Origin of the sequence: Haloarcula sp. Atlit-120R (assembly GCF_003665885.1) — an archaeon.
Lineage (GTDB): Archaea > Halobacteriota > Halobacteria > Halobacteriales > Haloarculaceae > Haloarcula > Haloarcula taiwanensis.
In genome coordinates this window covers 650,385-675,183 of the sequence record NZ_QPLN01000002.1, presented here as the reverse complement: position 1 = coordinate 675,183, position 24,799 = coordinate 650,385, and the positions used below count along the sequence as shown (strand labels likewise).

General features: G+C 63.1%; 28 protein-coding genes. 18 read left to right on the top strand and 10 right to left on the bottom strand.

Going from position 1 to position 24,799, the window contains the following annotated elements:
• The first annotated feature begins 200 nt into the window (after positions 1 to 200).
• From DVK01_RS10720 to DVK01_RS22220, 10 genes are all read left to right on the top strand, one after another.
• Entirely contained in the window at positions 201 to 1,754 is a 1,554-nt protein-coding gene (locus DVK01_RS10720) for a Na+/H+ antiporter NhaC family protein (RefSeq protein ID WP_121536649.1), read from the top strand.
• Complete coding sequence (locus DVK01_RS10715; protein ID WP_101349622.1) at positions 1,751 to 2,023, top strand: hypothetical protein; 273 nt, start codon at positions 1,751 to 1,753, stop codon at positions 2,021 to 2,023. The genes DVK01_RS10720 and DVK01_RS10715 overlap by 4 nt, the downstream gene beginning before the upstream one ends.
• Before the next feature lie 78 nt (positions 2,024 to 2,101).
• A complete protein-coding gene (locus tag DVK01_RS10710; protein WP_121536647.1) occupies positions 2,102 to 3,115 on the top strand; it encodes an ornithine cyclodeaminase family protein in 1,014 nt (337 codons plus the stop codon).
• A gap of 115 nt (positions 3,116 to 3,230) precedes the next feature.
• Positions 3,231 to 4,190, top strand: coding sequence for a nucleoside hydrolase (locus DVK01_RS10705; RefSeq protein WP_101349620.1), 960 nt, complete (start codon positions 3,231 to 3,233; stop codon positions 4,188 to 4,190).
• A 131-nt stretch (positions 4,191 to 4,321) separates the two neighbouring features.
• Entirely contained in the window at positions 4,322 to 5,404 is a 1,083-nt protein-coding gene (locus DVK01_RS10700; protein WP_101349619.1) for a Xaa-Pro peptidase family protein, read from the top strand.
• Positions 5,405 to 5,501: 97 nt separating this feature from the next.
• Positions 5,502 to 7,211 (top strand): alpha-glucosidase, encoded by a 1,710-nt coding sequence (locus DVK01_RS10695; RefSeq protein WP_121536645.1) that lies wholly within the window; start codon positions 5,502 to 5,504, stop codon positions 7,209 to 7,211.
• Positions 7,208 to 8,932: an alpha-glucosidase gene (locus DVK01_RS10690; RefSeq protein ID WP_233562763.1), complete on the top strand. Its 1,725-nt coding sequence runs from the start codon at positions 7,208 to 7,210 to the stop codon at positions 8,930 to 8,932. The genes DVK01_RS10695 and DVK01_RS10690 overlap by 4 nt, the downstream gene beginning before the upstream one ends.
• A gap of 80 nt (positions 8,933 to 9,012) precedes the next feature.
• Positions 9,013 to 9,783, top strand: coding sequence for a creatininase family protein (locus tag DVK01_RS10685; protein ID WP_121536643.1), 771 nt, complete (start codon positions 9,013 to 9,015; stop codon positions 9,781 to 9,783).
• 75 nt (positions 9,784 to 9,858) lie between these two features.
• Positions 9,859 to 10,023: a hypothetical protein gene (locus DVK01_RS21825; protein ID WP_158598762.1), complete on the top strand. Its 165-nt coding sequence runs from the start codon at positions 9,859 to 9,861 to the stop codon at positions 10,021 to 10,023.
• Between the two features lie 89 nt (positions 10,024 to 10,112).
• Complete coding sequence (locus tag DVK01_RS22220; protein ID WP_004962921.1) at positions 10,113 to 10,277, top strand: hypothetical protein; 165 nt, start codon at positions 10,113 to 10,115, stop codon at positions 10,275 to 10,277.
• 92 nt (positions 10,278 to 10,369) lie between these two features.
• On the opposite strand, the gene DVK01_RS10680 is transcribed toward DVK01_RS22220, so the two are convergent.
• Positions 10,370 to 10,570, bottom strand: a complete 201-nt coding sequence (locus DVK01_RS10680) for a hypothetical protein (RefSeq protein ID WP_121536641.1) — start codon at positions 10,568 to 10,570, stop codon at positions 10,370 to 10,372.
• A gap of 149 nt (positions 10,571 to 10,719) precedes the next feature.
• Positions 10,720 to 11,007: a DUF5789 family protein gene (locus DVK01_RS10675; RefSeq protein WP_121536639.1), complete on the bottom strand. Its 288-nt coding sequence runs from the start codon at positions 11,005 to 11,007 to the stop codon at positions 10,720 to 10,722.
• A gap of 133 nt (positions 11,008 to 11,140) precedes the next feature.
• On the opposite strand from DVK01_RS10675, the gene DVK01_RS10670 reads away from it, so the two are divergent.
• The 3 genes from DVK01_RS10670 (at position 11,141) to DVK01_RS10660 (ending at position 13,289) form a co-directional block, all read left to right on the top strand.
• Positions 11,141 to 12,223, top strand: a complete 1,083-nt coding sequence (locus DVK01_RS10670) for a hypothetical protein (protein WP_101349614.1) — start codon at positions 11,141 to 11,143, stop codon at positions 12,221 to 12,223.
• 118 nt (positions 12,224 to 12,341) lie between these two features.
• Complete coding sequence (locus DVK01_RS10665) at positions 12,342 to 12,668, top strand: transcription factor S (protein ID WP_005535365.1); 327 nt, start codon at positions 12,342 to 12,344, stop codon at positions 12,666 to 12,668.
• A 9-nt stretch (positions 12,669 to 12,677) separates the two neighbouring features.
• Positions 12,678 to 13,289, top strand: coding sequence for a hypothetical protein (locus DVK01_RS10660; RefSeq protein WP_101349613.1), 612 nt, complete (start codon positions 12,678 to 12,680; stop codon positions 13,287 to 13,289).
• On the opposite strand, the gene DVK01_RS10655 is transcribed toward DVK01_RS10660, so the two are convergent.
• From DVK01_RS10655 to DVK01_RS10640, 4 genes are all read right to left on the bottom strand, one after another.
• Positions 13,270 to 13,650 (bottom strand): hypothetical protein, encoded by a 381-nt coding sequence (locus DVK01_RS10655; RefSeq protein WP_101349612.1) that lies wholly within the window; start codon positions 13,648 to 13,650, stop codon positions 13,270 to 13,272. The genes DVK01_RS10660 and DVK01_RS10655 overlap by 20 nt on opposite strands.
• A 2-nt stretch (positions 13,651 to 13,652) precedes the next feature.
• On the bottom strand, positions 13,653 to 13,862 hold the full coding sequence (locus tag DVK01_RS10650) for a hypothetical protein (RefSeq protein WP_004962941.1): 210 nt from the start codon (positions 13,860 to 13,862) through the stop codon (positions 13,653 to 13,655).
• Between the two features lie 76 nt (positions 13,863 to 13,938).
• Positions 13,939 to 14,661, bottom strand: a complete 723-nt coding sequence (locus tag DVK01_RS10645; protein WP_121536637.1) for a methyltransferase domain-containing protein — start codon at positions 14,659 to 14,661, stop codon at positions 13,939 to 13,941.
• A 1-nt stretch (position 14,662) separates the two neighbouring features.
• Positions 14,663 to 15,052, bottom strand: coding sequence for a nascent polypeptide-associated complex protein (locus DVK01_RS10640; protein WP_101349610.1), 390 nt, complete (start codon positions 15,050 to 15,052; stop codon positions 14,663 to 14,665).
• A gap of 146 nt (positions 15,053 to 15,198) precedes the next feature.
• On the opposite strand from DVK01_RS10640, the gene DVK01_RS10635 reads away from it, so the two are divergent.
• A complete protein-coding gene (locus DVK01_RS10635) occupies positions 15,199 to 16,149 on the top strand; it encodes an AEC family transporter (RefSeq protein WP_101349609.1) in 951 nt (316 codons plus the stop codon).
• Here the strand turns inward: DVK01_RS10635 and DVK01_RS10630 are convergent, their stop codons facing one another.
• Both DVK01_RS10630 and DVK01_RS10625 read right to left on the bottom strand, forming a co-directional pair.
• Positions 16,150 to 16,629 carry a hypothetical protein gene (locus tag DVK01_RS10630; protein WP_121536635.1) on the bottom strand — a complete coding sequence of 160 codons (480 nt, stop codon included), beginning with the start codon at positions 16,627 to 16,629 and terminating at the stop codon, positions 16,150 to 16,152.
• Positions 16,630 to 16,746: 117 nt separating this feature from the next.
• A complete protein-coding gene (locus DVK01_RS10625) occupies positions 16,747 to 17,214 on the bottom strand; it encodes a PUA domain-containing protein (RefSeq protein ID WP_101349607.1) in 468 nt (155 codons plus the stop codon).
• 577 nt (positions 17,215 to 17,791) lie between these two features.
• On the opposite strand from DVK01_RS10625, the gene DVK01_RS10620 reads away from it, so the two are divergent.
• Positions 17,792 to 17,974, top strand: coding sequence for a hypothetical protein (locus DVK01_RS10620; protein ID WP_053968535.1), 183 nt, complete (start codon positions 17,792 to 17,794; stop codon positions 17,972 to 17,974).
• Between the two features lie 131 nt (positions 17,975 to 18,105).
• Here DVK01_RS10620 and DVK01_RS10615 read toward each other — a convergent pair whose 3' ends face one another.
• Positions 18,106 to 18,603, bottom strand: coding sequence for an NYN domain-containing protein (locus tag DVK01_RS10615; RefSeq protein ID WP_053968536.1), 498 nt, complete (start codon positions 18,601 to 18,603; stop codon positions 18,106 to 18,108).
• Positions 18,604 to 18,793: 190 nt separating this feature from the next.
• Here DVK01_RS10615 and DVK01_RS10610 point away from each other — a divergent pair, with 190 nt between their 5' ends.
• From DVK01_RS10610 to dapB, 3 genes are all read left to right on the top strand, one after another.
• Positions 18,794 to 19,084 (top strand): hypothetical protein, encoded by a 291-nt coding sequence (locus DVK01_RS10610; protein WP_233562762.1) that lies wholly within the window; start codon positions 18,794 to 18,796, stop codon positions 19,082 to 19,084.
• Positions 19,085 to 19,473: 389 nt separating this feature from the next.
• The gene (dapA, locus tag DVK01_RS10605) at positions 19,474 to 20,394 is read left to right on the top strand and encodes a 4-hydroxy-tetrahydrodipicolinate synthase (RefSeq protein WP_101349606.1); all 921 of its coding nucleotides are present in this window, start codon (positions 19,474 to 19,476) and stop codon (positions 20,392 to 20,394) included.
• On the top strand, positions 20,391 to 21,140 hold the full coding sequence (dapB, locus tag DVK01_RS10600; protein ID WP_121536633.1) for a 4-hydroxy-tetrahydrodipicolinate reductase: 750 nt from the start codon (positions 20,391 to 20,393) through the stop codon (positions 21,138 to 21,140). Before dapA ends, dapB begins: the two co-directional genes overlap by 4 nt.
• A 363-nt stretch (positions 21,141 to 21,503) precedes the next feature.
• Here dapB and DVK01_RS10595 read toward each other — a convergent pair whose 3' ends face one another.
• Positions 21,504 to 24,725, bottom strand: a complete 3,222-nt coding sequence (locus tag DVK01_RS10595) for a glycoside hydrolase family 97 catalytic domain-containing protein (protein WP_121536631.1) — start codon at positions 24,723 to 24,725, stop codon at positions 21,504 to 21,506.
• Between the last annotated feature and the right edge of the window lie 74 nt (positions 24,726 to 24,799).

The window sequence follows — 24,799 nt, the reverse complement described above, 5'->3', positions numbered from 1 at the left end:
GAAATTGTGTCCACTCAGTTCAATCTGGACGATATTCAGGGGTAATACACCACTCGAATTCCAATCCTAGCGGAGTTTTATATGTCTACAGCGACGGCGACGGGATGAGAATTTACCAGAGGCGGCTCCGATGATTTGTTACCGCTGAGTTAGCTATTATCATGAACTTTTGCGTGTGTATTTGACGAGGCACAGAATGCATGTCAGACACGGATAGCGGCGATGGGACTGAGATCGAGGAGATCTCTCGCCCAGATGTCGAAGCAATCGAGTTCTACGGCGGACGGTGGATGAGCGTTATTCCCATAGGGCTGTTTATCCTGTGGGCGATTGTCCAGAGTGGCCTGTTCGGAATCGGGGATACGACTGGTCTTGTCGCGGGAATGCTCGTGGCGCTCATCGTCGGGATGTTCTTCGCCAAAGGAGACTGGAAGAACTACGCGAACACCATCTTCGATGGGATGACGAAGCGAGTCGCCGCGACAGCAGTCGTCGCATGGCTCTGGGCAGGGATGTTCTCGAGCACGCTCCAGGCAGGCGGCTTCGTCGGCGGACTCGTCTGGGCAGCGAACGCGGCCGACGTCGGGGGCGCACTGTTCCCAGCCGCCACGTTCATCCTCGCAGCGCTGTTCACGACCGGGATCGGTACTGGTTACGGCGCGGCAGTCGCGTTCTCGGCGCTTTTCTTCCCGGCCGGCATCCTGCTCGGGGCGAATCCGGTGTTGCTGTTCGGAGCAATTCTCTCCGGGGCCGTCTTCGGGGACAACCTCGCGCCAGTCAGTGATACGACGATCGTGAGCGCAGTGACGCAGGACGCCGATATCGGCGGCGTCGTCGCGTCGCGGTTCAAGTACGCTGTTATCGCAGCGATACTGGCGCTTGCGGCGTACGTCTTCGCCGGAAACGCGATGGCCGGGCTGGACATCTCCCAGCAAGCACAGGACCTGTTCGTCCAGAACAGCGAACCAGCGGGACTGTTGCATCTCATCTCCATGCTCGTCGTCATCGTGACGGCGGTCATGGGCCGACACATTGTCGAGGCCATTTCGTGGGGACTCATCGTTGCGGTTGTGTTCAACGTCATCTTCGATCTCGCACCGCTGAGTGACGTGTTGCTGTTCAAAGTTCCCGAAACGTCAGCAGCCGCGAGCTGGGCCGGTGCGCTCCCTGTTGCCGAAGTGGTCGCGCCGCAAAACGCCGGCGTGACCGGCTCGATCTACAACGGTGCAGCCGGCTTCTTCCCGCTTATCGTGCTCGTGTTGCTCATCGTCGCCGGGTCGGAGATCATGATCCGTGGCGGTGGCTTCGAAGCGATACAGGAATGGCTTCTCGAAAATGTCGCAACGGGCGTCCGAAAAGCCGAGACGACGATGGTGGTTGGGACCGCCCTCGTCAACTCGATGATTACGATCAACACGGCAGCAGAGATCGCGATTGCGCCGTACATCGCTCGCATCGGCCAGCGGTACAACATCAATAGCTACCGACGGGCGAATATCCTCGACGCGAACACCTCGGCGCTTGGGTACATCTTCCCGTGGGGCGGCGGCGTTCTCATCGGCTTCGCGACGCTACAGGGCCTCCCGGAGCAGTACGAATGGTTCACCAGCGCGATGATTGTCAACCCCGTCCAGGTGTGGCCGTACGTCTTCCACGGCTGGTTCCTGTTCGGTGTGTTCCTCCTCTCCGCGCTGACCGGCTTCGGCCTTGAGTACACCACTGACCGCAAATCCAAGGATGTGACCCGTCTATGAGCATGCTCAGCAAGTTCCTCACCGGGATGTCCTTCAGGTCGACCACGCCGACGTTCGAGGCGGGCGAAGAAATAGAAGTGTACGTCACGGAACTCGACGAGAAATCCGGCGAGCTGGTCGCACAGGTCGGCGAGACCCGCCTCTACTTCGAAAACGGTGAGGCGGATATCGTCGGCTGTCGCGTGCTCGCAACGGTCGAGTCGTTCGACGACGCCGAGCACCGCGGCCGGGTCACTCACCGGAAGACGCTGTCGCAGGGGTCGTTCTAGCAGTGCCACAGAGTGCCGAACAGTGCAGCGAGCCAGTATAGCGCGACCGATAAAACCGATATAAGAGATTCACAGCATATGAGCAATTCACTCCATTCCACAGCACGACAGCACAACCAGACGACTATCGTTCCCAGTACGGACATCGAAGCGACCGTCGAGATGGCGGACCTCGTCCCGGCCATCGAGGCCGCATTCGCCGCATACGAAAACGACACGGCGCAGATGCCACCGAAGTCCTACATCGACCTGCCACAGCACAACGGGGACTTCCGGTCGATGCCGGCATACCTCGAAACGGACGACTGGGAGGCGTCGGGCATCAAGTGGGTGAACGTGCACCCGGACAACCCCGACGAGTTCGACCTACCGACCGTGATGGGGACACTCGTATACACGGACCCCGAGAGCGGCTTCCCGCTTGCCGTGATGGACGCGACGACGCTGACGATGAAGCGAACCGGTGCGGCCGCCGCCGTGGCGACGGACCACCTCGCTATCGAGGGGGCATCTTCGCTGGGCATCATCGGTGCCGGCGTCCAGTCCTACACGCAACTGGAGGCCATCTCGCAGGTGCGACCGATCGAGTCCGTCGTCGTTAGCGACCTCGATGACGACCGGGTCCAGCGGTTTATCGACACGTTCGGCGACGAGTTCGACGTGCGCGCCGGCACGATTTCTGAGGCGGCCCAGTGTGACGTCCTGTCGACGGTCACGCCGGTCGAAGACCCCATCGTCACGCTTGAGGACCTCGGGGAGCACACCCACGTCAACGCCATGGGTGCCGACGCCGAAGGGAAGCAGGAACTCCACACCGATGTTATCCGCGAGGCGACACTTGTCATCGACGACTTCGAACAGACGACCCACTCCGGCGAGATAAACGTTCCATGGAGCACAGGCGATATCGACGAGTCGGATATTGACGCCGAACTCGGCGAGATTGTCGTCGGGAGCGCGTCGGGTCGCGAGGACCTGTCCGGGAATACCGTCTTTGACTCGACCGGCCTCGCGATTCAGGACATCGCTGCCGCACGTATCGTGTACGAATCGCTCGGTGACGACAGCGGACACCGCCTCGAAATGGTGTAAGTACGCCGGTCTACAGCACCGGTAGTCGCTCTACAGTGGTATCGAGCGACGAAGTGTCGATGTGGCACGCAGTTGTGGCCCGGTATCATTTGTATGTGCCATCCGACGAGGGGGTATGCGACGCGTCATCATCGACACGGATACCGCGGGCGACGACACACAGGCAATTTTGCTTTCCTGTCTCAGTGACCGGATTACTGTCGACGCAATCACGGTCGTCGCCGGCAACGTTCCATTCGACAGAGAAGTCGAGAACGCGAAGTATACGCTCGAACTCGCCGATTCACTCGACGTGCCCGTCTACGAAGGGGCGAGACAGCCGCTTCTCAAGGAGTTCGAACACGCGACGTACATTCACGGCGAGGACGGCCTCGGCGGGGACGTGTTCCCCGACACCGGCATCGAATCGGCGGCGGGGTTTGGCCCCGACGAGATCGTCGACCGCTGTCGGGCGGCCCCGGGTGAAATCACGCTGCTCTGTATCGGCCCGCTGACCAATCTGGCGCTGGCGTACGCCCGCGAGCCCGAGCTGCCAGACCTCGTCGATGAAGTGTGGGTAATGGGCGGGAACGTCAACTGTGCAGGGAACGTCACCCCCGCCGCGGAATTCAATCTGTGGGTCGATCCCGACGCCGCCAAGCGTGTGTTCGACGCCTTCGAGGTGACGCTCGTCGACTGGGGCGTGTGCCTTCGGGACGCAGTGTTCGGCACTCCCGAGTTCGAGGCGGTATCGGCGTTCGACACGGAACTGGCGTCGTTCTTCGAGTCGGTGACAGCGCAGGCCCGGGCGTTCAACAGTGAGGGCCCTGATGACCCCGGGTGGACGGCACTCCCGGACAGTGTCACCGCCGCGCTGTTTGCGTACCCGGAACTCCGCGAGGCGGTGTCGACGTATCACGTTACGGTGGACGACCGCGAGGGACTCACCCGTGGGTACACCAGCGTCGATGTCAACGGTGTGACCGACAGCGACCCGAATACCCACGTCGTAGAGTCCGTCGATAGCGACGCCTTCCAGTCAGTCATGTACTCGCTGCTCCAGTCCCGAGACCCCGACAGCGGCATCACCGAGTGAGTCAGGAGCGGAGGCGAACACGAGAGTAACGGACGGTGTGTCGTCGTTGCCGCTGTGTGAGACCTGTGGCACCAGTCCCGGTGCCGCGTGTTGTCCCTGGTTTTTACTGGGGGCCGGCGGCATGTCAGGGTATGACGCTTACAGACCGTCTCGACCGGTACCTCCGGACAGCGGGGCTCGAAGCCGTCTGGTTCGCCCGACCGAACTCCTTCGCGTGGCTCACCGGCGGTGGTGACAACGTCGTCGACCGGGAGGTCGGCGTTGGCGTCGCCGCCGCAGGTTACGACGGCGACGAGGTACGGGTCGTCACCGACAACATCGAAGCGCCGCGGCTCCGCGACGAGGAACTCGACAGCGACGTGGCCGTCGAGACATTCGACTGGCACGCACAGTCGCTGGCCGAAGCCGTCGCTGAAGCGAGTCCGACCCCGGCGGCGGCTGATTTCGATGTCCCCGGCTTTGAATCAGTTGACGCCGCGCGTCTCCGTCAGCCACTGACCGAGACCCAGATTGAGCAGTGCCGCGAACTCGCGCGAGACACGGCCGAAGCAGTCGAGGCTGTCGCGCGGAACGTCGAGCCGTCGCACACCGAGCTTGATGTGACCGCGGTGCTCCGACAGAAGCTCGAAGGCCGGGGCATCGCCACACCCGTTGTGCTCGTCGGCAGCGCCGAGCGAGCACAATCCTACCGACACTACACCCCGACAGACGCTGAACTCGGTGACTACGCGCTCATGTCGGTGACCGTCGAGCGGAACGGCCTCCACGTCAGCACCACCCGAGCGGTCGCGTTCGACCCGCCGGAGTGGCTCATGGAGCGCACCCGCAAGGCTGCCCGCGTCGAAACCACTGCGCTGGCTGCGACACAGGCTGCTGGCCGAGATGGCGGCACAGCGGGCGACGTATTCGGCGCGATACAGGACGCCTACGCCGAGGTCGGCTGGGAGGGCGAGTGGCAGAATCATCATCAGGGCGGTGCGACGGGCTTCGCCGGTCGCGAATGGATCGCCACGCCCGGACACGAGGGTGAGGTCGCGCTGCCACACGGGTACGCTTGGAATCCGACTATCGCCGGTACGAAGAGCGAGGACACGTATCTCGTCTCTGCAGACGACGTCGAACTGCTGTCCGGGACCGGCGACTGGCCGACTGAGACGGTCTCGGCGGTCGGCTACGACCTCGAACTGCCGCGGCACACGGTGCTTGAGCTGTAGCGGCGCTGGAACGCTGTTTCCGATTGTGGAGAGGATGTTTACAACAGGTGTTGTATGAATCCGTGGGTTTAAGGAACGGCTCAGGCTACCCCTGTGTATGACCGCAGCGCGCGCCTGGTGGAAGGAAGCGGTCGTCTACCAGATCTACCCACAGAGCTTCAACGACAGCGACGGCGACGGCGTCGGCGACTTGCAGGGTATCATCGACCGACTGGATTACGTCGCTGACCTCGGCGTCGACGTCATCTGGCTCAACCCGGTGTATCAGTCACCACAGGTCGACAACGGCTACGACATCAGTGACTACCGCGCCATCCACGAGGCGTACGGCACGCTGGAAGACTGGGAGGAGCTACTCGAGGAGATTCACGCCCGGGACATGAAACTCGTCATGGACCTGGTCGTCAACCACACCTCCGACGACCACGAGTGGTTCCAGCGCTCGCGCCGAGACGAGGATGGCTACCGCAACTACTACATCTGGCGCGAGGGCGGCACCGACGAGGACGGTACCCCCGCGCCCCCGAACAACTGGACCACCGGCTTCGGCGGGTCGGCCTGGACCTACGACGAGCAGGTCGGGGCGCAGTACCTCCATCTGTTCCACGAGCGCCAGCCGGACCTGAACTGGGAGAATCCCGAGGTCCGCTCGGACATCTACGAGATGATCGACTGGTGGCTGGCGAAGGGCATCGACGGCTTCCGGATGGACGTCATCAACCTGATATCCAAGCCGGAAGGGTTGCCCGACGGCGACCCGGACACCGGATGGGTCGGTATCGAGCAGTTCGCTAACGGGCCTCGGACACAGGAGTTCCTCGAAGAAATGGCCGCCGAAACGTTCGACAGCTACGACTCGATGACGGTCGGCGAGTGCGTCGATATCGACGTCGACACCGCCGGTGACTACGTCAGCGCCGACGGACCGCTGGACATGGTGTTTCACTTCGAGCACATGCTGCTGGACCAGCAGGAAGGGTGGTGGACTATCGAAGACTGGTCGCTGCCCGAGCTGAAGTCGGTGATGGCCGAGTGGCAGACCGAACTCGACGGCTGGAACACCGTCTACCTGGGCAACCACGACCAGCCACGAATCGTCTCCCGCTTCGGCGACGACGAGGCGTACCGCGAGGAGTCGGCCACGCTGCTGGCGACCTTCCTGCTCACACATCAGGGGACGCCGTTCCTGTTCCAGGGCGACGAGATCGGGATGACGAACTGCCCGTGGGAGTCAGTCGAGGAGATCCGGGACGCGGACGCGTCCAACCGCGTCGAACTCGCCCTGCAGTCGGGTGATATCGACGACTACGACGAGGCACGCGACGTTGTCGAGTTCCGCTCGCGGGACAACGCCCGGACGCCGATGCAGTGGGACGACTCCCGGAACGCCGGATTCACCGACGGTGACCCCTGGATAAAGGTCAATCCAAACTACGAGGAGGTGAACGTCGCTGCGGCCGAGGCGACCGAAGACGGTATTCTGTCGTACTACCGCGACCTCATCGACCTCCGGAGCGACCTGGACGTGCTCGTGTACGGCGAATACGAACTATTACTGCCCGACCACGAGACGGTGTACGCCTATCGGCGCACGCTCGACGACCCGGCGGTCGATGTCGACGACGTGCTGGTCGTCTTGAACGTCTCACCGACGGCCACACGCGTCTCGGTCCCGGTCGAGGCCGAGGCAACACCGCTGTTCGGGAACGAACTGGACGCGGCGGTCGAATCCAGCAGCCACAACGGCACAGACCTGGAACTGCAGCCCTACGAAGCGCGCCTCTACGAACTCTCAGAGCAACAATGATGTCATCGCAGATGCTTTCCGACGGCGAACTGGACCGCGAATGGTGGAAAGAAGCAGTCGTCTATCAGATTTACCCACGCAGTTTTAGCGATAGCGACGGCGACGGGGTCGGCGACCTGCAGGGCATCGTCGACCGACTGGACTACGTCGCCGACCTCGGCGTCGACGTTATCTGGCTCAATCCAGTCTACGACTCTCCACAGGAAGACAACGGCTACGACATCAGCGATTATCAGGCAATCTACGACGAGTTCGGAACGATGGCCGACTGGGAAGCGCTGCTCGCGGAAGTCCACGACCGAGATATGCGGCTCGTCATGGACCTCGTCGTCAATCACACGTCAGACCAACACGAGTGGTTCCAGAAGTCCCGACAGCGCGACCCGGGGTACGAGGACTACTACATCTGGCGCGAGGGCGGCACTGACGCGGACGGCGAGCCCGTGCCGCCGAACAACTGGGAGTCCTTTTTCGGGGGCTCCGCCTGGGAGTTCGACGAGGAGCGCGGCGAGTACTACCTCCACCTGTACGACACCTCACAGCCGGACCTGAACTGGCGCAACGACGCCGTCCGGCAGGACGTCTTCGACACCATCGAGTGGTGGCTGGAGCGGGGCATCGACGGCTTCCGGATGGACGTTATCAACCTTCTGTCGAAAGTCGAGGGGCTGCCCGACGGCGAGCCGGACAGCGAATGGATCGGCTCCGAGCATTTCATCAACGGGCCGGAGCTGTCGTCGTATCTGACGGCACTGGACGAGTCGGTGCTGTCGAACTACGACGTGATGACTGTCGGCGAGATGCCACAGCTCACCGTCGAGTCGGCCCGGGAGTACGCCGGCGCCGACGGCCCGCTTGACATGGCGTTTCACTTCCAGCACACGAAGCTCGACTACGACAACGGCGAGCGGTGGTCGGTCGGCGACTGGAGCCTGCCGGAGCTGAAAACCATCGTCGACCGCTGGCAGGACGGGCTGGCGGCGGACGGCTGGAACGCCCTGTACTGGGAGAACCACGACCAGCCGCGGAGCGTCTCCCGCTACGGCGACCCCGAGAACTACCGCCGGGAATCCGCGACGCTGCTCGGGACGTTCGTCCTTATGCTCCGTGGCACGCCCTACATCTACCAGGGGCAGGAACTCGGGATGACGAACGCCGACTGGGAGACGATGGACGACCTCCGTGACGTGGACGCCATCAACCACGCGCGGGAACTCCTCGGGCAAGACGATGTCGAGGACTACGAGGACGTGAGAGAGGTCGTCGGCTACCGGACCCGCGACAACGCCCGGACACCGATGCAGTGGGACGACTCCCGAAACGCCGGCTTCACCGACGGTGACCCCTGGATAAAGGTCAATTCGAACTACAGGGATATCAACGCCGCTACCCAGCGAACGGACGAAGACTCCGTTTACAACTACTACCGGCGACTCATCCAGTTGCGCTCCGACAGGGACGTGCTGGTGTACGGAGACTACACCGACTTGCTCCCCGACCACGAAACCGTCTTCGCGTTCACGCGGTCGCTGTCGACGGACGCGGGAACCGAGCGTGTTCTGGTCGTCTTGCACTTCGATGACGGGAGCGAAACCGTTGCACTCCCGGTCGAGTACGCCGATGCGACGCTGCTCGAGGGCAATTACGACCGCGACGACGCAGATCCGGAAACGGTGACGCTTGCACCGTATGAGGCTCGCGTCTACGAGCTATTCGACTGACAACCGTCGCCCTATGGCACTCCCACCGAAACGGTCATCAAGAGGCACAGATTCAAGACGCGCCCGTCACCAGCAGTGGTATGTACCTTGCCGACGAGACTTGGCCGGACCTCGGTGACTATTTCGAGACGGAGTCGCTCGCGCTCGTGCCGCTGGGGTCGACTGAACAACACGGGCCGCATCTCCCGCTGGCGACGGACCACCTCATCGGGGAAGCCTTCGCCAGAGAAGCCGCCGACAGGACGGGCTATCTCTGTACTCCGACGATCAACGTCGGCGTGAGCCCCCATCACAGACAGTTCAACGGGACGATGTGGGTCGACGCGCCGGTGTTTCGCGACTACGTCGAGTCATTCACACGGAATCTGGCCTACCACGGCATCGACCGGGTCATTTACGTGAACGCTCACGGTGGGAACGTCGAGCACCTCCGTGAGGTCGGCCGTCGGCTCCGGGACGACGAAGTGCTGTACGCCATCGAATGGATGTGGAACGAGAGCATCCCAGACCTCGTGGACGACCTGTTCGAACAGAACGGACCACACGGCGGCCCGAAAGAAACGGCCATGATTCAACACCTGCGCTCCGACCTAGTTCACGACGACCGCCTCGAAGACGCACGGGACGGTGGGATTCCGAGCGTTGCGGCAGCCGAGACAAAGAAGTACGGCTCGCGAACCTTCTACGACGCCGCTGATAACACCGATAACGGTGTTCTGGGCGACCAGACCGATGCCACGGCCGAAAAGGGCGCGGAGATGTTCGAGGCCGCGACCGAACAGCTCGTCAGGCTCTGTGAGTGGCTGGACGCGCAAGCGTTCGACGACCTCCTGCCGAAGCCACACGTCTGAATCGGACACCGCAGGAGCGAGTCCCCGGGCTCGCCTGGCAGGTGGCTTTTTGCGACAGGCGGATGTACGGCGGATGTGGCCCTCCTCCTGTTTCCCGGTATGCCCGGGGCTATCGAACTGGTCATCCTCCTCATCATGATGGGGCTGTTTCTCGTTGTCCCCCTGGCGCTCATTGTCGCCGCGTACCTGTTTGGGAAGCGCCGCGGCAGAGCCGAAGTGAGCGACCGAACCGAATCCTGACCAATCGCCAGACAGCGGCCAATCGGCGTGTTACGGCCCTCTCGCCGCGAATCGACTCGTTTATCGGTCCCACCCTATGAGGGGGATGTGTGTCCCCACCGAGTCCCCACCCGGAGTCGCTTCGTAGCCGAGCGTTCGAAATAACGGTCGATGACGGACGAGAGACCTTCAACGCGCTCAGTATCGAGCACGCCGACTGTGAGACGGAGTGGATTATCTCCGACACAGTGTGTGCGCTCGAAAATATGCGGTAACTGTACGCTGTTGTGTTGTGGCGCTACGGTAGCGAACCGTACTGCGTCGGACCGCTGACCCGCTGTGACCGCACAGACGCTCTTCTTGTGCTTCACTCCGCAGAGAGCCGTCGCCAGACTGGCATGAACACGCCGTAGAACGAGCCAAAGAACAGAACAACAGCCACGATAGCTAATTCGCGCCCCTCCACGCCGAAGACATCATACAGGGTTCGGAGAACGATGATAACCCCGAGTCCCCAGATCGCGAATGCGGTCCGCTCTTTCCAGGAGAGGCCACTTCTGTGGAACACACGCTGTCTCCGCAACAGACGGTATCAAAGCCTGTGGTTCGACGCGATATCGGACCGCGAGTGTGAAAAGTAATAACACACGCCATACAGATCACAGCAGCTGTAACTAGGATGGGTCGTGCTGGTGCCACAGAAGTCCGCTACCCGGCTTACTCGGTCGGGATGGGGCCCGTCCCGATGACGTCCCGGACTGCGCTCTCGAACTCCTGACGCTCAGCGAAGTACGGCACGTCGACGTCCTCGAGTACCGTTTCAAGTTTTTGCGGGCCGTCCGGCGTCCGGATCGTCGTGTCCCCCTCGCGGTCGACGATAGTGCTATGTTCGATGCCCCAGGTGAGCCGGGCCGAGACGCGGGCCAGCGGCGCACCGGCAACGTCAGGTCCGTCGCCGAGTTTGACAGCCGGCTCCTCCGCGTCCTCGCTTTCGTCGTCGCTCATACCCGAACAGTGCCCGTGGGTCCGATTAGTGCTTTCGGAACGGCTCGCGTGTCCCTCAGATCGCGTTCGCGCGTGCCCGCGTCATGCGTGTGTCTGACGGGTAGTTTTATCCGATGTAGCAGTAGTATACTGCATGACTAGTCTCACCGACGTGTACGAAGGGGAGGTTGGGCGCGTTGCATCGCGCCGCCAGCAACTCGTCGGGACAGTCCTGTTTCTCGTTGGTGTTGCCGGACTCGTCGGGGCAATCGCACTCGCAACGACCACCGTCGGCAACAGATACGGGCTGGACGCCTACGCAGCTAGACAAATCGCCGGCATCATCGCCGGCCTCGGGCTGCCGTCGGTTATCCTCGGCGTGTTCGCAGTGTTGCCGGCCAGTCGACGAATCCGGCTGACTGCCCTTGGCGGGACAGGCGTCGCTGCGGTCGGCGTCTGGCTGTTCCAGTCGCTGTATCCCTACAGCTGGACCAGCAACGACCCGCTGCTGGCACTACTTACCGGCGTCGTCTACTTCGCCGGCATCGTGACGACGTTCTGGTGTCTGTTCGCGTCGCTCGCGACGTTCAAGACGCGAAACGACCCCGGTGGGACGGCACGCATGGAAGTGACCGAGGAAGGGACGATTCGCCTCGTTGAGGAAGCCCGAACGCTCCCGGGGCTGGGCGGCATCGGGTTTTTCGGACAGGACCCGGAGGGCACAGTCGAGACGCAGACGAATAGACCGGGAGCGAGCGGTGCTGTCAGCGACGGCGGGACCGGACAGCCCTCGGATGATGCGCGCACGGTCAACGGCCGCCACCGCCAACCGTCGACCGACACGCAGTCTGACCGCAACACGCGGTCCCAGCGACGGTCGAACAGCGGCGCAGCGACGGAGTCGGGCCGCCAGGCAAACGCGCGCTCGAACACCGGGCAGCAAAACACCGCGTCGCGTCGAAGGGACCAGAGTGGGCCCTCTGAGAACGCGCTCGACCCGAGGATAGCTGAGGCCGGCCCGGAAGCCTCGCCGTCGACCGATGGCGGCACGGCGACGACGGGGCACGACGCAATTACCGAGACGGCGGTCCATCAGGGCGAGCCAGACACCTACTGCGGGAACTGCCGACACTTCGAGTACGTGATGCAGGACGGCGACATCGAGCCGTACTGTTCGTTCCACGGTGAGGTCATGGACGACATGGAAGCCTGCTCGGCGTGGGTTCGCAACGACTGAGACGGTCGCCAGTCCGATTTTGCTGTTCGTCTCACAGCGTACGGCGACACGGAGAGACAGAGCGGTTCGGTCGAAACCGGGTGTTTAACACGGCCGGCAAGCAAATGGTGGTACTACAATGGAGTTTTGCGACGAATGCGGTTCGATGATGAAAACGGACGACGAGCGCTGGGTCTGTGGCAGTTGCGGCTACGAGAAGGCTCGAAACGCCGAGACCGAACAGGAAATGGCCGTCACCACGCAGGGCCAGGAGGAGTCGGAAGTCGTCGACACCTCCGAAGTCGATGCCGAAGACATGGGGCCGACGACGGGCGCACGCTGTCCAGAGTGTGGCAACGAGCGAGCGTTCTACGAGATGAAGCAGATACGCGCGGCCGACGAGTCCGAAACACGCTTTTTCACCTGCACCGAGTGCGAACACAAGTGGCGAGAGGACGACCACTGAGGCCGGACCGTGCCCACTGACCCCGCGTTCCCGGATGTGCCCGCCGACCAGTTACGCGACGGCGGCTGGGAGCTCGTCGACGAGAGCGTCGAAACGGTCTTTCAGCTACCGACGGCGCGCGTCCAGGGAGCGACGAAAGTGTACGACGCCGCCGAGACACGCGCGGCGGTCCGGGAAGCAATCGGACTCGACCACCAGTGGCGGTTCTTTTTCGCCACCGCACTGTCGTTTACACCGCCGCTTGCGCCCGGCGTCGGGCCGGCGATGATTCTCCCGACGGTCCGCTCTGAAGCACAGTCGGCCTTCGCCGAGGAACTGGCCGACAGAGGGTTCGAATCCATCGAGCGCGGGCGGCGGGAACGGGTCCGCGTCGACAGCGGCGACCGGGCGCGGCTCCGGACCTACAGCGCCGAACTCGACCTCGAACCGGTCGATGCGACGCTGTCGATTACCGGCTGGGTCGGCGTCTGGCACGGCGATGGGTTCCGCATCGCCGCCGGCGCATACCCTGACCGGTCGCTGGCGACACTTTTGAACGTCGAAAACCCGCCGGAGCGGCTCCGGCGGTCGCCGTCGGACTACCGGACCGAACTGCTTGCCCTCATCCGCGCCGTGGCGTAATCGCCAGGAGCGCGCCGTCGAGGAACAGCTGGACCGGCCCGAGGCCAAGTCGCTTCGCGAGCGAACTCGGCACGGCGTCCACACCGAGGCGGGCGACGGGTGCGCCTCGGACCCGGATTTCGGCCGTCAGTCCGGCAGCAGCCAGCGCCGCGGCGGCGTCCGGTCCTCCGACCAGCCGGTCCCGCCAGATGGCGACCGCCGCCCCGAGTGACGGCAGGTCGACGGCGACGAAGTCGTCGTATCCCCGGACGGTGAACGCGACCCCGTCCCGCTCGACGGTCAGATCGGCGTCGACGAGGAGGTCTGGCTTTCGCTCGAGCAGGTCGAACAGATCGCCGACCGCCTTCGTCGTCGTGGCCACTGTCAGTCGTTATCGCGTGTCGTGATAGTCAGCGTGCCGTCGACCCGCCAGCGAGCGTGCTCGGCGTCTTCGCCGGCCTTGCTCGGGACGTCGACTTCCATGTCGTCGAAGTCGTACGTTATTTCCGCATTGCGTCCGGTCAGGCGGTCGTAGAGACCGATTGCGAGGTCTGGCCAGGTTGTCGTCTCCATCGGCGTCTCTGATTCGCTCATGCAGTATCCCATACGTACTCATACATGTTTAAAGTCGACCCCAACAACAGGGGTTCGGCAGAACTGACAGGTTCTGTCAGGGACGCCGCGCGAACGTCAGATAGCCGGTGTGGCCGACGCCGCCGGTCGAGGGGCGGGAGCCGCGGTCGTCGAAGTCCATCTCCCGCTGGATGGTGTCGAGCGTCTCGACGCCGTCGAGGCCGACCTCGGTGGCCGTCTCTACGACCTCGCGCGTGTTCTCTACGAACGGGGAGTACACCGCCAGTGACCCGCCCCGTCCCAGCAGCGTGGGCGTTCGCTCGACCACGGTCGGTGCATCCTCGGTATCAAGGGTCAGCACGTCAAAGCCCGAGAGGTCGTCGAGGTCATCGGTGATGTCGCCGGTCCGGACCTCCACAGTGTCCGCGACGCCCGCGACCGCCATGTTCTGGCGCGCGACCTCCGCGAACTCGGGGTCTTGTTCGTAGGTCACCACGTCCGCGCCGATACGGCCCATGTACGCACTGAGGATGCCTGTTCCGGTACCGGCGTCGAGGACGCGATCTGCCGCTGCCACGCCGGTCTTGCCGACGACCAGCCCCACGTCGCGGGGCATCATCGGCGCGCCAGTGCGTTCGAGGTGGGTGAACAGGTCCGGGCCGCGCAGCCGACGGACGGTGAAGCTGGTCCCCAGATGGGTCTCGACGACATCGCCCGGTTCAACGTCTTCGGGCACCTCCAAAATACCGAGGTCGGATTCGAACCGCTCGCCGGGGTCCAGCAGGTACTCGCGGTCTTCGTGGACGAAGAGGTACGCCACGTTACTCCAGTTGGTCGACCGCGTCCGCGAGGTCGCCGTCGTTGGCTTCGAGCGCCTCTCGCGCGGTGTCCTCGTCGACGCCAGCACGCATGGCGACGAGTTCGACGTCGTCCTCGTCGACGCCGGAATCGTTCTCGGACTCATCAGCGTCGTCGGCCGCGGCCGAGCCCTCACCGGCGTCGAGTTCGCGGCTCTCGGGCTCGCCAACGACCTGGTACGTTTTCTGGCCCTGGGCTTCCATGAGCTGGACCTCCGCGTCGTCGAAGACGAGTTCCTCGTCGGGTGTGCGGATAATTACTTCCTGCGCATCGATGTCCTCCATGTCGATGCCCATCTGTTCCATCATCTGTTTCATCTTGCGCGGGTTCATCCCGCCGCCTCCGCCAAACATACGTAGGACTGGCGGGGCAGGGCAGAAAAGCGTAGCGACCCGGACCCGGACAGGTGTTCGTCACGGGACAGGCCGGCTGACCGGACAAAACCGGCACGCGCACACGGCTTCGTAACGGTTCTAAGGCTCGCCCGTGCATCCCCGCCGTGTCACTGCTGTCTATCTTCGCCACGGCGATCCTCCCGGTCGTCGCCGTCGCTGGGGCCGGCTTCGCACTCGGTCGGGTGAAGGACACCGACCCCGACGCGCTCAACACCATCACGGTGTACGTCCTCGCGCCGGCGCTGGTGGTCCATAGCCTGGCCACGTCGACGCTGGCCGGCGGGACGATTCTGAGCGTCGTCCTCGCTGTCGTGCTGTTTACCACCGCGATGCTCCTCCTCGCGGAAGGCGTCGGCCGTCTGACCGGACACTCCGAACCGCTGCTGGGCGCGTTCGTCCTCGTCTCTATCTTCCCCAACACTGGGAACTACGGCATTCCCCTGGCGGATTTCGCCTTTGGTGCGACAGGACGGAGCACCGCCGTCCTCGTGACCGCGCTGCAGGGCGTGTTGCTCTACACCGTCGGCATCTACATCGCCGCCCGAGGCAGTGCGAGCAGTCCGCTGGCGGATATGCGTCGCGTGTTCGGTGTGCCGCTCGTCTACGCCGTCGTCGTCGCGCTCGGCCTCCGCTGGCTCGGCGCGGTCCCGCCGACGGAGTCGACGGTGATGCAGACGCTGGAACTGCTCGGCAACGCCTCGATTCCGGTGATGTTGCTCATCCTCGGGATACAGCTCTCGAACGTCGACGGGAACAGCGACTTCCAGTCCGTCGGTATCGCCAGCGCATTGAAACTCCTGTTGGCCCCGGTGCTCGCGTTCGCCGCAGTACTTGCCGTCGGGTTCCAGAACCAGACAGTCGCGCGGGTGGTCGTGCTCCTGCTCGCGACGCCAACCGGCGTGACGACCATCATCCTCGTCGGTGCGTTCAGCCACGGGACCGGGGACCGTTCGCCGGGTGAGCTCGTCAGCGCGACGGTGTTCCTGACGACCGTCGCCAGCGCGGTGACAGTCACGCTGCTGGTGTGGCTGCTGCAGTCCGGGCTCGTGTTGTGACTACTCCTCCCAGTATATCCTGATCTCGCCAGCGGTGATGTCAACGAAGTGGTTCGAGCCGCTGCTGACCGCAAACCGGCCGATAGTCCGTTCGAGAGTCCGGCTGGGACCGCCAGCAACCGCGACGGTAATCGTGTACGTCCCGGTCGAACCGATCATCGGGTCGTACTCGACCGAGTCGCCAGCGGCCAGCGTCTCCGTCTCATCGAGGAGCGTCGTTTCGTCGCGTGTGATCGTGAGCGTGACGGTCTGCTCATTGCCCGTGTCGTTGTCGACGACAAACAGGATTGGGTCGTCAGGAGCGGGCGTTACTGTCGGTGTGTCCTGTGATGTTCCAGTCGTCGGTGCTGTCGACTGTGCTGTTGGCGTCGCTGTCGCTGTCGATGGCGTCGAGCCGTTCATCGCCGTGTCGTCACCGGGTGCGACACAGCCGGCGACTGGGGAGAGCGCGAGCGCGGCGAGGAGCGTACGGCGGCGCATATCGCTCGTCCCGACGGGAGCAGCAAATGCTTTCTGTCACACGAGACGGTGTCGAGCAGGGCCGGAGCGTGCCAACTCCAAGGTCGACACGTACCGGGAGGCGCTACAGACTCCGTCTCAGTCCGTTGCGCCCTGCCTGACCTTCACGGCCATCCCCGTCTCGAAGTCGTCCATGCCGCTGCCGGGCAGTTCCGCGCGGCCGACGGCAAGCAGAGAGCCGTCCTCGTGGACGACGAGGGCCTCGTCGCCCGGTCGGAGCGTCGGGTCGGCCGACTGGACGAACTTGGCGAAGGCGTTGCGGCCCTCGCGGATGAACGGCTCGCTCTCGTCGCCGACGACCACGCGGTGTCGCGGCGTGTCGAACGCATCGAGGAGCCGGGTCCCGCCGGCGAGCCCGAGTCGAAAGCGGCCGTCGGCACCGTACGTGGCGATGCGGCCGTCCGTGGCATGGACCTGTCGCGGACGGCCGGAGCTGGTGTGTGTTACGTCGAGGGCGTCAGGGCCTGCGAACAGCGCCGTCCCGCCGCCACCGCCGAACTGGTAGTCGGCCGCACGCCGGAGCCCCCGGAACTCGTCGTCACTCATTGCTCGTGTTCGATGCCGGGTCATAAACCGCCTTTCGGTTCTGTCTGCCCCACTATCCGGCGCAGTTCGAAATGAGATGTGTGCCCGACCGTGGCTGCCCGGACCACGGCCGGCAAAATCGTGTGGCAATGAGAATGCCACACCCCCCGATCCGTTCCGAATCAACGGTCCAGCCCGACGGGTGACGGCCCCGAACCGGAATGCCATTGGTTCGCTCCGTCAGTCGCCCCGGCCCGAGTACACGGGGCGCGTGCCTCTGTATCCAATCCGTGGTCGGAGGGCCGACTACGATGCCTGGAACTGCAGTGGGTCTCCGTCTCGCGCCTGGCTCGTGACGAGCAGCCGCGAGGTGTCTCGACTATCCTCAGCGCGTGGCAACATACCGTCTCTGTGACCCAACTGGTTGGGGGCACTACAAGGGGATGTGTTTGCTGCTTCAGTCATGAAGGTGGGCCGAAATTATCATGCTAGAGCGGCGGCGATATCGCAGAAAAATGTGCATTGCTGCCTTGTGCCATACTTTCCTCCGTCGGTTTTGGGGAAATTTATACCGGATGACTTCCTAGAAACGGGTGATATGGCTACTGACACGCGAAAAGTGATGCTGGGTGCTGCACTGCTGGTGATCAGCACTGTGCTCATCCTTGGTACAGGGGCAATCGACATCGGCATCCCGGCCGCCGCCGGAGCGCTTGCTGCACTGGGACTGGCCGCCGGTGCCCTCCTCGTTGGAACGTCAGAAGACGGTCGCCCGGTCTAACCGCCGATTTTTTCGATAACAACCCAAACACCGTAGCTGTGAGTCTGTCGAGCCACGGGAAGCCGCGGGAGGGCATGTCGCTCGTGGGTGAACCAGCAGTGGTCACAGCGGCAGCCCACATGCTGGCGTAGCTATAGCAGGAACCTGTCGGAATCGGCGCTCATGTCGATAAACCCATCAACGGCCGCTTTGAGGTCTTCGGAGGACGACTCCTCGAAGCCCATCGCTTCGACGCGACAGCCTTCGTGGCGGAGATACCGACAGACACGGGCGAAGTCCCCGTCACCGGTGCAGAGCACTACCGTATCGACGTGGTTCGCCAGCGAGACCGCGTCGAGGCTCATTCCGACATCCCAGTCCGCCTTCTTCGACCCGTCCTGAAATGTCTTGATGTCCTTGATGCGCGTCTCGAAGCCAATGTCGACGAGCGCTTCGAAAAACGTCTCTTCTTCGGGCGAGTCTGCCCGGATGACGTAGGCGATAGCACGAGTCAGTTCGCGGCCGTCAACGGCCTCTTCCAGTAGTGCCTCGTAGTCGATGTTCCGCGAGTAAAGACTCCGGGCAGTGTGGTAGAGGTTTTGCGCGTCGGCCAGTACGGCCACGCGCTGTCCCGGCTGGGAAACTGTCATATCAGGTATTGGCTATCGGCCCGAATATGCTTTCGGGATACAAACGTGAAACAGCGGCGCATTTATGCCCCAACTACCCAGTTGTTGTAGATTCAGCAGTTATACTCGCGGCCCGAATGTATCAATCTACGGACCGGATATACGGTAGTGCAGCCGAACGATTTATTGGGTCAACCGTCTGTCAGTACGTATGGTGACAATTCAACGAATGGTATTTCGTGAGCCAGAGGGGCGGCAGCAGGGTCTCCTCTTCTCACTCTTCTCACTCATCTGCATCCTTGGGTGGGTGTATTTCGGGATTGTACTCGACGGCCCTCACAATATGCTTTTTTTAGGCATCGCGTTCGGACTCTCTGGATTCGCTGAGTTCCTGCCCTCGGACCGACGGCGTGCAGCGGGCGCGCTGCGAACCCTCGGTCTCGGCACCCTCGTTCTCTTCGTGATTCTCCTCGTCTCTGTTCCAGAATCAATCTGGGGTTGAACGCGAGTAATCGGGTTTCAGTAAGATACCTGCCCACTGACCGGTTGTTTCAGACAACAGTGAGATAACTAAACCGTAGTCGCTCCGTCAACGCCCCGATAGCACTTTAGCTGGACCGTGAACGGCGGCAGCGAGAACACAAAAGCTAAGTCGGTCACACGCAGTTACTCGACCATGCGACAACGCCTTCAGTCCGGAACCGCCTCATGGCTCCCCGGTGAGGGCGTCGTCCGCGCAAAGCGCAAGCCAACGTTTTAGTGACTCGTGGCGGACGTGGCGACTCCGTCTCGGGTCGGGTCGTTTGACAACCAACAGCCGGCCGTCTCGGCCGGCCGTCGCACCGTTTCCGACCGGAGAACCGAACCCACAGCGACACTCGACACACAGCAATGACAGCTATCGACTTCCGCGGCGTGTTCCCGGCGATGTGCACGCCGTTTCACCAGGACGGCAGTATTGACTTCGAAACACTCAGAGAGGACGCTCAGCGGCTCGAATCCGCTGGTGTCGACGGCCTCGTTCCTGTCGGCTCGACCGGCGAGTCGGCGACGCTCTCACACGACGAACACATTGAGGTCGTCGAGGCGGTCATCGACGCCGTCGACGACGTGCCAGTCATCGCCGGCTCGGGCTCGAACAACACCAAGGAAGCGCTGGAGCTATCCCGGCGCTCCGCTGAAGCCGGTGCTGATGCTCTGTTGCTTATCTCGCCGTACTACAACAAGCCCGAACAGCAGGGGTTCATCGACCACTACACGACGCTGGCCGACGCCGTCGACTTGCCACAGATCGTCTACAACGTCCCCTCGCGGACGGGCCAGAATATCGAACCCGAGACGGCGGTCGAGCTCGCGTCGCACCCGAACATCCGGGCGTACAAGGCCGCGAGCGGCGACATGAACCAGATTTCCGAGATTATCGAGCGCACACGAGACGAGGACTTCGCGGTGCTGTCCGGTGACGACGGGATGACGCTGCCGATGCTGTCGGTCGGCGGCACCGGCTGTATCTCCGTCTCGGCCAACATCGAACCGGAGCGCACCTGCGCGATGGTCGGCGCAGCGCTGTCTGGCGACTTCGAGCGCGCCCGCCAGATCCACCACGAACTCGGTCCGCTGTTCCGCGCGATGTTCGTCGAGACCAACCCCATTCCGGTCAAGGAGGCCATGCGGATCCGGGGCTACGGCCCGGCACATCTCCGCTCGCCGCTGACTCGCCTCTCGGACGAACACCTCGACCACCTGCGTGACGTACTCGCCACGCTCGAAACCGAGGACCTCGAAGACGAGTACGCGGAGGCCGAGCGATGACGCGAGTGGCGGTCAACGGCGTCACCGGCCAGATGGGTGGCGCTGTCATCGAGGCCGCCACCGACAGCGAGGTCGTGGTCGGCTTCGCCACCAGCGAGACGGATGCCGTCGAGGGCGTCCCGGTCGTCGACTCGGCCGACGCCGCCACGGCGCTCCGGGAGTACGACGTGGACGTTGTCGTCGACTTCGCCGTCCCCGAGGGCGCGCTGACCGTCGCCGAGGCCTGCGCCGAAACAGGCGTGCCGATGGTCGTCGGGACCACCGGCTTCGACGAGGACGGACTGGCTCGCCTGCAAGACGCAAGCGAGGTGATTCCGCTGCTGAAGGCGACCAATTTCTCGCAGGGGATTCAGGTCCTCCAGCGCCTCGTCAGCGAGGCTGTCGACACGCTCGAGGACTACGACCTCGAACTCATGGAGACCCACCACAACCGTAAGGTCGACGCCCCGTCGGGAACAGCCACCAGTATCCTCGACGTGATTCAGGAAGAGCGCGACGTTGAGCCGGTGTACGGCCGGGAGGGACACGCCCCGCGCGAGGCGGACGAAATCGGCGTGTTCGCCCGCCGTGCCGGCGATGTCCGCGGCGAGCACGAACTCGTGTTGGCCGGTAACGACGAAGTCCTCTCGCTCTCGCATCGGGCCGAAGACCGCGGCGTGTTCGCCGCCGGCGCACTCGATGCGGCGGCGTGGCTCGTCGGCCGTGATGCCGGCTGGTACGCCTTCGGCGACGTTGTAGACGCGTAATACGGGCTACGCTGCACAGTACATATCTAATTATATGGACTAGTACACTGCGATAAATATTAGAAGCATACTTATATGTAGGTCTGTGCGACAATTTCGCATGGCTACGAACCAATCCGTTCGACTCCCCGCGTCTGACTGTCCCCGATGTGCAACCTCGTTCGAAGTAACGGCTCTGCGAATCAGTATGTGCCCGGAGTGCGGCTACATTCCCGGCCACGGGGCCGACTGAAGCGGGATTAGCTCGCGCCGAGGTCCTGGTACCTGGCCGCGAACCGGTTCGGTTGCACTGCTCGCGGTCGACCGCATCGAAACAGAACTGCGAACAGGACGATTACGTGTCGGCGGGCGGCGATACGAGGGTTACAGCTGTTCGAACGTCCACTTCTGGTTGTCACCACCGACGTAGCTGTACTGCTGAACGTTCGCGCCGTCAGACGTTGCGCCTGCCTCGACATCCAGCGCCTTTCCGCTGTGGCGTGCCAGCAGTCGGTAGGTGCCGTCGGCGTTCTCCGTGATGGCCCACTGCTGATTCTCGCCGCCGCTGTACTCGTACTGGTGGACGTTCGCGCCATCGCCGGTCGCAGCCGCCTCGACGTCCAGCGCCTTCCCGCTGTGGACGGCTTCCAGTTTGTAGTAGCCGGTGCCGAGGTCAGTGACGACCCACTGCTGATTCTCACCGCCGCTGTACTCGTACTGGTGGACGTTCGTGCCGTCACTGGTCGAAGCGAACTCGACATCCAGCGCTTTCCCGCTGTTCTCGTTCCGGAGGACGTACGCTTCACCGGAGACGATGTCGTTCGTGTCACTGCCGTCGGACGGGACGATTCGCATCGCGGTCCCGCCGCTTGCGCCCATCGAGAGGGTCACGCTTTCACCTGCGGTCACGTCGTAGTCGCTGATGACGACCGCTGTCGGGTTGTTGTCAACACCAGCCTCGGCAGCGTCGGCGTACTCGGTGACAGTCCAGCCGTCAGTCTGACTCGACAGGAAATCGAGTGAGACGGTTACGTCGCGGGCAGTTCCGTCGGTCATCGCGCCGAGATACCACTCGCTGCCGCTGCGCTTGGCCGTGACAACGTAGTCCCCGACCTGGCCGTCGACAGCGACCGTCTCGTCCCAGCTCACGGGGACGGTCTCGATGAAGTCGAACTCCGGTTCGGTGTCGTAGTTCTCGGCGGCGGCGACGCTGTCGGTGAAGTCGGTGTAGGCAGCCGGGAACGGTGCGCCGGCACCCTGCTCGGTGACGCCGACGGTGTTGAGGTTGAAGCCACCGACATCGTTCGGCCCGAGTTTGATAGCGAGCCTGTTCGTGCCCGCGTCGAGTTGGACCGAGACTGTGTGGATGTCCCAGGTGTCCCAGTACGCGGTGAACGACGGCGTAAGTGTCTGCTCTGTGCTGTTGACGACGAGGGTTGCTTCGGGACTCCCGTTGTTTTGAACCGCTGTCGAATTGTCTTCCTGGTCGGCGGCATAGCGCAAGTGGAGGTCGTAGGTTCCGGCACTGGGGACATCTGTGACGGTGAAACGCACCGTCGCGCCCTCTGGCTCGCGGTTCGGATCGACTGGAACGTAGTGCGCGCCGAAGGCATTGCGCCAGCGGTCGGCAGTAATCATGCCGTTCAGTGTCCCTGATTGGGCCTGGACGAACTCACCGACTCCGAACGACTCGTCGATATATGCCTCCATCCGGTCGGCGGCCATCTGGATGCCGCCCAGATAGTTCGGGTACATCGCGAGCTGTTTGGCGCGCGTGGTCTGAATCTGGTCGCCTTCGCTGTCGTTGAACGTGATGTCGAAGATGCCGGGCTGGTAGCTCGTCGGACCGGCCAGCATCCGGGTAAAGGGGAGAAGGACGTGGTGGTCCCGACCGACGTTCGCACCCAGCGAGTCGAACCCGTCGTACTCCTGCGCCTTGACGACTTCGCGGGCCGCGACGTTCGGGTAGGTCCGGAGTTCCCCGGTTGGCTTGATGCCCTCGTGAATCTCCAGCATTTGCCGGTTCGCGGCGGCCTGCTGGATGACAAAGCGATGGTGGTTGACCGCAGTCTGACAGTGCTGGTTGTGCGACGGGGTCGAGCCGTCGCCATCGAAGCCCAGTCCGGGGTCCGAGACGTAGCCGTTCTTGATAGACCGGATGCCGGCGTTCTCGTAGCCCGAGAAGATGTTGTCGGTGTTGATTTCGTCCTCGTAAGTGACGATGTTTCCGGCCGTCTCGTTGTGCATCGTCATCTCGACGGGGTTCGAGCGGCTTGCACCGTAGTCGGTGACCTCCTGAACGTCGAAATCCGGATAGGATTCGTCGACGGCCATCTCCAGCCCGGTACCGTCCCCGGGGTAGGTGTCCCACCCCTGATTCCACCCTTCGGCGAGCACACTGTCGATGCCGTGCTCGTCGGCGAACTTCATGTACCGCTTCATCCGCTCGGTCCGCGCTCCGTGGACGTATTCGGCGGGGTTGTTGCCGTTGCTCTCGATTTCACTGTCGCTTTTGTACTCCCAGTTGGCGCTGCCTGCGATCATGGTCCACCAGATACCGGTGTACTTCCGGCCACTTTCCAGCCAACTGGTGTCGGCTGTACCGTCCGAATTCGTCGGGAACACGCTCTCATCCAGCGGGTCAGCGAGCAGTGGCACCAGCTGTGATTCGACGAGATCGCCGGGCGAGGTCCCGATCTGGACAGTCCGCCAGGGCGTGACGTGCGGTGCCGACGCCGACACCTTGTTTCCGTCCGGGAGCGGGGCCAGGTCGACGGCCATCTCCTTGCTCCCGCTGTCGGACTGGGAGGCGAGTGCCATCGACGCGTAGTCGTCGAGGTTCGACTCGTGAACGCTGAGATACGTCCCGTCGCCGGCCGCCATCGTCAGCGGGGTGTGTGCACCGGCTCGAACGACGTTGTCGTTGGGACGGATCGTCTTATTCCCGGCCGGAATGTCGCTGAGCGAGCTTTCGGTGTACTCCTGCTCAAAGCGGGGATTGACGTACTCGTTCTCGATCCACCACGCGGTGTAATCGCCGCTGAAATTGAACTCCGTCGTCTCGCTGCTGATGGTGAAGTCGCCGAAGTCGTCGTCGAACGCGACGCGGAAGCCGAGGCCGTCGTTGAACACACGCACTTCGATGTTCGCCGACCGGCCGGGGCTCGCCGTTTCTTCCAGGCCGACCCGGAGATAGCTGTACTCCTCGGAGACTGTCGCGAAATCACCCCATTCCGGCTCCCACGTCTCTGTGGTGGTTCCGCTCTCGCTTCCCGTGACAGTGATGTCCGGTCCAGACCCGCTGACGGCTGTGCCAAAGGCCGCCTGGTCCGCGAACTCGAACCCGATCGGGGACGGAGCGATGTACGTCGTCCCGCCGAACGCAACCTCGTACTGCGGGACGCCCGAGGAGACATCGATAGTCACCGTAATAGTGCCATCTGGAGATGTCACCTGCTGGGTATCGGAAGCGTCACCAGCGGTTACCTGCGCTGCCACCGCATCGGGGACCTCCTTGGAGTACGCTGCGGCTGCCACCAGCCCTGAAAGACCGCTGAGGAAGTCACGCCGATTCACCGAACGATCGTGCCAATCGTCGTCAGTCATCCGGGTTGTAAATTTACAATAATCTTAATAAACTTTTTTCCAGGTCAGCTGACAGTCGTGCATCCTGGCGGTTA

Coding starts and splice junctions, on each gene's coding strand:
- DVK01_RS10690 (WP_233562763.1), top strand. CDS start 7,208: ATGATGTCATCGCAGATGCTTTCCGACGGCGAACTGGACCGCGAATGG.
- DVK01_RS10615 (WP_053968536.1), bottom strand. CDS start 18,603: ATGACAGTTTCCCAGCCGGGACAGCGCGTGGCCGTACTGGCCGACGCG.
- DVK01_RS10675 (WP_121536639.1), bottom strand. CDS start 11,007: ATGAGCGACGACGAAAGCGAGGACGCGGAGGAGCCGGCTGTCAAACTC.
- DVK01_RS10610 (WP_233562762.1), top strand. CDS start 18,794: ATGGTGACAATTCAACGAATGGTATTTCGTGAGCCAGAGGGGCGGCAG.
- DVK01_RS10720 (WP_121536649.1), top strand. CDS start 201: ATGTCAGACACGGATAGCGGCGATGGGACTGAGATCGAGGAGATCTCT.
- DVK01_RS10670 (WP_101349614.1), top strand. CDS start 11,141: ATGACTAGTCTCACCGACGTGTACGAAGGGGAGGTTGGGCGCGTTGCA.
- DVK01_RS10695 (WP_121536645.1), top strand. CDS start 5,502: ATGACCGCAGCGCGCGCCTGGTGGAAGGAAGCGGTCGTCTACCAGATC.
- DVK01_RS10640 (WP_101349610.1), bottom strand. CDS start 15,052: ATGTTTGGCGGAGGCGGCGGGATGAACCCGCGCAAGATGAAACAGATG.
- dapA (WP_101349606.1), top strand. CDS start 19,474: ATGACAGCTATCGACTTCCGCGGCGTGTTCCCGGCGATGTGCACGCCG.
- DVK01_RS10715 (WP_101349622.1), top strand. CDS start 1,751: ATGAGCATGCTCAGCAAGTTCCTCACCGGGATGTCCTTCAGGTCGACC.
- dapB (WP_121536633.1), top strand. CDS start 20,391: ATGACGCGAGTGGCGGTCAACGGCGTCACCGGCCAGATGGGTGGCGCT.
- DVK01_RS10625 (WP_101349607.1), bottom strand. CDS start 17,214: ATGAGTGACGACGAGTTCCGGGGGCTCCGGCGTGCGGCCGACTACCAG.
- DVK01_RS10650 (WP_004962941.1), bottom strand. CDS start 13,862: ATGAGCGAATCAGAGACGCCGATGGAGACGACAACCTGGCCAGACCTC.
- DVK01_RS10630 (WP_121536635.1), bottom strand. CDS start 16,629: ATGCGCCGCCGTACGCTCCTCGCCGCGCTCGCGCTCTCCCCAGTCGCC.
- DVK01_RS10700 (WP_101349619.1), top strand. CDS start 4,322: ATGACGCTTACAGACCGTCTCGACCGGTACCTCCGGACAGCGGGGCTC.
- DVK01_RS10665 (WP_005535365.1), top strand. CDS start 12,342: ATGGAGTTTTGCGACGAATGCGGTTCGATGATGAAAACGGACGACGAG.
- DVK01_RS10595 (WP_121536631.1), bottom strand. CDS start 24,725: ATGACTGACGACGATTGGCACGATCGTTCGGTGAATCGGCGTGACTTC.
- DVK01_RS10710 (WP_121536647.1), top strand. CDS start 2,102: ATGAGCAATTCACTCCATTCCACAGCACGACAGCACAACCAGACGACT.
- DVK01_RS10620 (WP_053968535.1), top strand. CDS start 17,792: ATGGCTACTGACACGCGAAAAGTGATGCTGGGTGCTGCACTGCTGGTG.
- DVK01_RS10685 (WP_121536643.1), top strand. CDS start 9,013: ATGTACCTTGCCGACGAGACTTGGCCGGACCTCGGTGACTATTTCGAG.
- DVK01_RS10705 (WP_101349620.1), top strand. CDS start 3,231: ATGCGACGCGTCATCATCGACACGGATACCGCGGGCGACGACACACAG.